Below are 5,981 nucleotides of genomic sequence, written 5' to 3' on the forward strand. Positions count from 1 at the left end.
TCCGCCGCCGCCGATGGTGACGATCCCGAGGCCGCCGCCCATGCCGCCGCCCATCACGGTCGCGCCCCCACCGCCCGCGCCGCCGGCGCCGCCGCGGACGGTCGAGCCGGCCCGCGCCCGCGCGAACTTGGCTTCCTACGTGTCGAACAGCGATTATCCGGCCGCCGCCTTGCGCAACGAGGAGCAGGGCACGACCGGGTTCCGTCTCACCATCGGTCCGGACGGGCGCGTCACCAATTGCACGGTCACTTCGTCCAGCGGCTCGTCTTCGCTCGACTCGACGACCTGCCGGCTGATGCGCGCCCGCGCCCGCTTCACCCCGGCGCGCAACAATCTGGGCGAGCCCACGACCGATACGCATAACGGCCGCATCCGCTGGCAGATCACGGACTAGGGCCCACGTCTTTCCAACCCATTTTGAACGAGAGGGAATCTAACAATGGCAGCACCGGCACCGGCCCCCGCGGGCGAAAACCCTTATGGCCTGATGGCCGCGCTCGAGCAGGGCGGCATTATCGCGCAGATCACTTTCGGCATCATGGTTCTGATGTCGGTCGGATCGTGGTACGTGTTCTTCACCAAGATCATCGAGCAGCAGAAGATCATCAATGAGGGCCGCCGCGCCCGCACGACCTTCTGGCAATCGGCGAACCTTCGCGATGGCGCCAACAAGCTGCAGAAGAACGGCGCCTACCGCCAGATCGTTGACGATGCGATGATCGCGCAGGAACAGCACACCAAGCTGACCGACCCGGTCGACCAGCACGACTGGATGCACGGCTCGCTCGCTCGCAGCCAGGGCGCGATCACCTCGAAGCTGTCGAACGGCCTGTCGCTGCTCGCCACGGTCGGCTCGACCGCGCCGTTCGTCGGCCTGTTCGGCACCGTCGTCGGCATCTACCGCGCCCTGATCCGCATCGGCGCGTCGGGCCAGGCCTCGATCGACGCGGTCGCGGGTCCGGTCGGCGAAGCGCTGATCATGACCGCGCTCGGCCTCGCCGTCGCGGTTCCGGCGGTGATGCAGTACAACTGGCTGATGCGCCGCAACAAGTCGATCGGCGAGGAGCTCGCCCGCTTCGCCAATGACGTCCATGGCTACATGATGTCGGGCGGCTCGCTGAAGCCGGCCGTCACGGCGGCGCGCTCGCCTGCCGCTTCGGCTCCGGCCCGCGCCGCGGCCACTGGCCAGGCCGGCGCGGCGACCACGACCAGGGCCTGAAACTGATCGGTCGGGCGGGGCCGGGGTGCTGGCCCCGCCCGCCGCACTCCCCGGCGCCCGCGTGGGCGGCGGAATGCCAGGATAGGAATTGAACTATGGCCATGCAGGTCGGCGAACATGAAGAGGGTGAAGACACCCCGATGTCCGACATCAACACGACTCCTCTCGTGGACGTCATGCTGGTGCTTCTCATCATCTTCCTCATCGCAGTTCCCGTCGTGCTGCAATCGGTGCCGGTGAACCTGCCCAAGGTCGACTTCGAGGTCACCCAGACCAAGCCGGAGAACGTCAACCTGACGGTGCGCGCGGTGAACGGCCAGTGCGAGGTCTATTGGAACCTCACCCGGGTGAATTCGAACGATCTGCTGAACCGCGCCGTGCGCGCGCTCGAGGACGAGATCGCGCGCCAGGGCGGGGCGGAGAACGTCACCGAGCTGCCGGAGGCGCACATCCGCGGCGACGTCAACACCCCCTATCGCTGCATCGGCGGGGCGATCTTCACTATGCAACGGGCCGGCTTCTCTCGGGTCGGCTTCATTTCCGAACCGCCGCCGCGCGGCGGCGTCCGTTACTGATCGCCGGAACGGAGCCAGGAGCAGTTAAATGAGCGCAACGGTACTCAGTCCCGAATCAGCCGAACCGATGATGGAGATCAACACGACGCCGTTGATCGACGTCATGCTGGTCCTCCTGATCATGTTCATCATCACCATCCCGGTGCAGACCCACGCGGTGAAGATCGACCTGCCGGTCGATCAGCCGAACCAGACGCCGCCGCCGGTCGATCCGGTGAAGAACAAGGTCGTGGTGATGCCGAACGACGCCATTCTGTGGAACGGCACGCCGGTCGACCTCGTCCGGCTGCGCCAGTATCTCGATTACACGACGACGCTGACGCCGACCCCGGAGCTGCACCTCCAGCCGCATCCGGAGGCGCGCTATGAGCAGGTCGACGAGGTGCTCGCGGTGACCAAGCGCGCCAACATCCAGTCGATGGGCTTAGTCGGCAACGAGGCCTACGCCAACTTCTGAGCTGGCTTTTTCCGGCCTGGAATGAGAGGGCGGTCCTTTAAGGGCCGCCCTTTTTCGTCGCCCCTAACCGGCGGAGTCAGGCGGCAAGCCCCTCGAACTGCATCCGCGCGAGCTTGGCGTAAAGGCCGCCCCGCGCGTTGAGCACGTCATGATCCCCCTCCTCGACGATCCGGCCCTGGTCCATGACGATGATCCGGTCGGCCGCGCGCACGGTGGCGAGACGGTGGGCGATGACGATCGTGGTCCGGCCGACGAACAGCCGCTCGAGCGAGGCCTGAACGAGCCGCTCGCTCTCCGCGTCGAGCGCAGAGGTCGCCTCGTCGAGCAGCAACAGCGGCGCGTCGCGGAGCAGCGCCCGGGCGATCGCCACCCGCTGGCGCTGGCCGCCCGATAGCCGCGCTCCGCCCTCGCCGAGATAGGTGTCGAGACCTTCCGGAAGCTTCCTCAGGAACTCTGCGGCATTGGCCGCCTCGGCCGCCGCCCAGAGCTCGCCGTCGCTTGCCTCCCACCGGCCGTAGCGGAGGTTGTCGCGGGCCGAGGCGGCGAAGATCACCGTCTCCTGCGGGACATAGCCGATCCGCGCCCGCGCCTCGGCCGGATCGGCCTCGCGCAGGTCGACTCCGTCGAGCCGGACGAGGCCCTCGCTCGGATCGTAGAAACGCTGGGCGAGTTGAAAGATGGTGGACTTGCCCGCGCCTGAGGGACCGACCACGGCCAGAGTCTCGCCGGGCTTCACCGCCAGGCTGAATTCGTGGAGCGCGCTGACATCCTGTCGCGTCGGATAGCGGAAGGTGACCTTCTCGAAGGCGAGCACGCCGCGCGCCGGCACGGGCAAGGGTGTCGGACTAGCCGGCGCCTTGATCTGGGGCACCTCAGCCATCAGCTCGGCGATCCGGCCGGCCGCGCCGGCGCCGCGCAGCAGCTCGCCATAGACCTCGGTCAGCGCCCCGAATGCGCCGGCGACGATCGCGCCGGTGATGACGAAGGCGGCGACGGTGCCGCCCGAGATCGCGCCCTGCGAGACGTCGATCGCCGCCTGGCGCATCATCAGGGTGATCGAGCCGAACAGCATCATGATCACCGAGGCGGTGAGAAAGGCGCGCAGCAGGATCCGCCGCTTCGCCGTCGCCAGCACCTTGGCCACCGCCTCGCGGAAGCGGCTGCTCTCGCGGCCCTCCTGGCCGAAGGCCTGGACGATCTTCATCGCGCCCAAAGTCTCGGCGACGATCGTGCCGAGATCCGCGATCCGGTCCTGGCTCGAACGCGAAATGGCGCGGACCTTCCGGCCGAGCAGGACGACCGGGATGACGATCACCGGGATGCCGATCACCAGCCCGGCGGTCATCATCGGCGCCAGCGCGAACAGATAGATGATCCCGCCGATCCCCATGACGAGGTTGCGCAGCGCCTGCGACACGGTCGAGCCGACCACCATCTCGATCACGGCGGTGTCGGCGGTGATCCGCGAGGCGATCTCCGACGGCCGGTTTTCCTCGAAGAAGCGCGGCTCCAGCCGAAGCATATTGTCGTGCAGCGCGACGCGGATGTCGGAAACGACCCGCTCGCCGAGCAGGGAGACGAAATAGAAGCGCAGCGCCGTCGCGATCGCGAGCACGACCACCATCGCGAGCAGATAGTTGAACAAGGGCGCGATCCGCGCCGAGCCGTCGGCGGCGAAGCCCTGGTCGATCAGCCGCCTAAAGCCATCGGGAATCGCCAGCGTCGCCAGCGCCGCGATCAACAAAGCGGTGCCGGCGCCCGCGATGATCCATTTATATTTGAGGGCATGGCGCCAAATCACGGCGAGATTTGCGATCTTCCCGCGCGGCGCGTCCGTGTCTGTCCCCCGGGCCATGACGCACGCGTAGCAGCGCGGGCAGGAGCGCTCAATGCCGCGTCTGGGGCAAGAGTTGCGCGATGCAACCCTTTTTGCTGCGGCGCGTCATTCCCATATGGACCTCAACCGGGCGACCGCCCATAAGGCCCTCATCAGGGGGCGGAGATTGAATGCTTTACGACGCTTATGAAGTGCAGCGCTCGCTGCTCGCCGGTGCCAGCACGCTTGCCAACATGGGCGCCGGCTGGATGCAGAACCCGGTCAATCCGCTCGCTTATTCGCATATGGGGCCGATCGTCGCGTCGGCCCTCGACGTTTTCGCCCATGCCTCGGCGCCGCGCGGCAAGCCCGATTTCGGGCTGACGGAGACGATCGTGGACGGCGAGAAGGTCGCGGTCCATGAGGAGATCGTGCTGCGCAGGCCGTTCGGCCAGCTCAAGCGCTTTCGCCGCATCCGCGCCGGCGGCCAGGAGGTCGCGGGCCAGCCGAAGCTGCTCATGGTCGCGCCGATGTCGGGCCATTACGCCACCCTGCTGCGCGGCACGGTCGAGCGCATGCTGCCCGGCCATGACGTTTACATCACCGACTGGCGCGACGCGAAACTGGTCCCGCTCGACGAGGGCGGCTTCGATCTCGACGATTATATCGATTATCTGATCGAGTTCCTCGCGGCGATCGGCCCGGGCGCGCACATGCTCGCGGTCTGCCAGCCGTCGGTCCCCGCCTTCGCCGCCGCCTGCCTGATGAGCGCGGACAAGCAGCCCTGCCGGCCGAAGACGCTGTCGATGATGGGCGGGCCGATCGACACCCGCATGGCGCCGACCGAGGTCAATACGGTGGCGACCGAGCGCCCGTTCAGCTGGTTCGAGCAGAACGTGATCGCGACCGTCCCCTATCTCTATCCGGGGGCGGGACGGAAGGTCTATCCGGGCTTCCTCCAGCTCGCCGGCTTCATGGCGATGAACTTCGGCAACCACATGGTCAGCCACTGGGAGATGTTCCGCCACCTCGTCGAGGGCGACGGCGAGAGCGCCGAGGCGAGCAAGGATTTCTACGACGAATATCGGGCGGTCTGCGACATGACCGCCGAATTCTATCTGCAGACGGTGGACGTCGTCTTCCAGCGCCACGCTTTGCCGAAGGGCGAGATGACCCATCGCGGCCGCAAGGTCGATCCGGCGGCGATCGCGGACATCGCCCTGCTCGCCATCGAGGGCGAGCGCGACGACATCAGTGGCGTCGGCCAGACCAAGGCGGCGCTCACCATCGCCACCGGCCTGCCTACCAGCCGCAAGAAATATCACCTTGCCAAGGGCGTCGGCCATTACGGCATCTTCCACGGCAGCAAGTGGCGCGAGGGGATCGCCCCCGTCCTCGAAGACTGGATCGCCAGGCACGGCTGATTGCCGGCGGCGGCAATTCGTTTCGCATCCAAGCCGCCGCGGCGGCGTTTGTCATTCGGAAGCCCGGCCACCGGCGTGGCCCGGGCGGGATTTCGACGATGGGATGAACCAGGCCGTACAACGTCCGGGCGCGACTTTCACGCTCCTTCTGGTCTTGCTTGGCGCTCTGCTGCTGTGGGCGCCGCCGGGCACGGCGCAGGGCGGCCGGACGGCCTTCGTCCTCCAGATCGATGGCGCGATCGGGCCGGCAACCGCAGACTATGTCGGGCAGGGGCTCGCCCGCGCCGAACGCGAAGGCGCGGCGATGGTGATCCTCAGGATGGATACGCCGGGCGGGCTCGACAGCTCGATGCGCGAGATCATCCGCGAGATATTGCGCACGTCCGTGCCGGTGGTAACCTATGTCCATCCAAGCGGCGCCAGGGCGGCGAGCGCCGGCACCTTCATCCTCTATGCAAGCCACGTCGCGGCGATGACGCCCGGCACCAAT

Annotated in this window: 6 protein-coding genes and 1 pseudogene; 6 read left to right on the plus strand and 1 reads right to left on the minus strand. The window is 67.3% G+C overall.

From position 1 onward, the window contains the following. The 4 genes from ACT4N8_RS15835 to ACT4N8_RS15850 form a co-directional block, all read left to right on the plus strand. The coding region (locus ACT4N8_RS15835) for a TonB family protein (protein ID WP_444859075.1) at positions 1-394 on the plus strand (394 nt) is incomplete at its 5' end. Between the two features lie 45 nt (positions 395-439). Next, positions 440-1,219, plus strand: a complete 780-nt coding sequence (locus ACT4N8_RS15840; protein WP_444859076.1) for a MotA/TolQ/ExbB proton channel family protein — start codon at positions 440-442, stop codon at positions 1,217-1,219. 95 nt (positions 1,220-1,314) lie between these two features. Beyond that, entirely contained in the window at positions 1,315-1,794 is a 480-nt protein-coding gene (locus tag ACT4N8_RS15845; RefSeq protein WP_444859077.1) for an ExbD/TolR family protein, read from the plus strand. A gap of 28 nt (positions 1,795-1,822) precedes the next feature. After that, positions 1,823-2,251 carry an ExbD/TolR family protein gene (locus tag ACT4N8_RS15850; RefSeq protein ID WP_444859078.1) on the plus strand — a complete coding sequence of 143 codons (429 nt, stop codon included), beginning with the start codon at positions 1,823-1,825 and terminating at the stop codon, positions 2,249-2,251. A gap of 76 nt (positions 2,252-2,327) precedes the next feature. On the opposite strand, the gene ACT4N8_RS15855 is transcribed toward ACT4N8_RS15850, so the two are convergent. Continuing rightward, the gene (locus ACT4N8_RS15855; protein ID WP_444859079.1) at positions 2,328-4,106 is read right to left on the minus strand and encodes an ABC transporter transmembrane domain-containing protein; all 1,779 of its coding nucleotides are present in this window, start codon (positions 4,104-4,106) and stop codon (positions 2,328-2,330) included. Positions 4,107-4,258: 152 nt separating this feature from the next. Here ACT4N8_RS15855 and ACT4N8_RS15860 point away from each other — a divergent pair, with 152 nt between their 5' ends. Next, positions 4,259-5,491 carry a polyhydroxyalkanoate depolymerase gene (locus ACT4N8_RS15860; protein WP_444859080.1) on the plus strand — a complete coding sequence of 411 codons (1,233 nt, stop codon included), beginning with the start codon at positions 4,259-4,261 and terminating at the stop codon, positions 5,489-5,491. Positions 5,492-5,594: 103 nt separating this feature from the next. Beyond that, positions 5,595-5,981: pseudogene (locus ACT4N8_RS15865) on the plus strand (NfeD family protein); the annotation flags it as partial.

The organism is Sphingosinicella sp. (genome assembly GCF_052387495.1).
Classification (GTDB): domain Bacteria; phylum Pseudomonadota; class Alphaproteobacteria; order Sphingomonadales; family Sphingomonadaceae; genus Allosphingosinicella.

What these genes read in the sequence shown, in the direction of transcription:
- ACT4N8_RS15840 (WP_444859076.1), top strand. Translation starts at nt 440, where the DNA reads ATGGCAGCACCGGCACCGGCCCCCGCGGGCGAAAACCCTTATGGCCTG.
- ACT4N8_RS15845 (WP_444859077.1), top strand. Translation starts at nt 1,315, where the DNA reads ATGGCCATGCAGGTCGGCGAACATGAAGAGGGTGAAGACACCCCGATG.
- ACT4N8_RS15850 (WP_444859078.1), top strand. Translation starts at nt 1,823, where the DNA reads ATGAGCGCAACGGTACTCAGTCCCGAATCAGCCGAACCGATGATGGAG.
- ACT4N8_RS15855 (WP_444859079.1), bottom strand. Translation starts at nt 4,106, where the DNA reads ATGGCCCGGGGGACAGACACGGACGCGCCGCGCGGGAAGATCGCAAAT.
- ACT4N8_RS15860 (WP_444859080.1), top strand. Translation starts at nt 4,259, where the DNA reads ATGCTTTACGACGCTTATGAAGTGCAGCGCTCGCTGCTCGCCGGTGCC.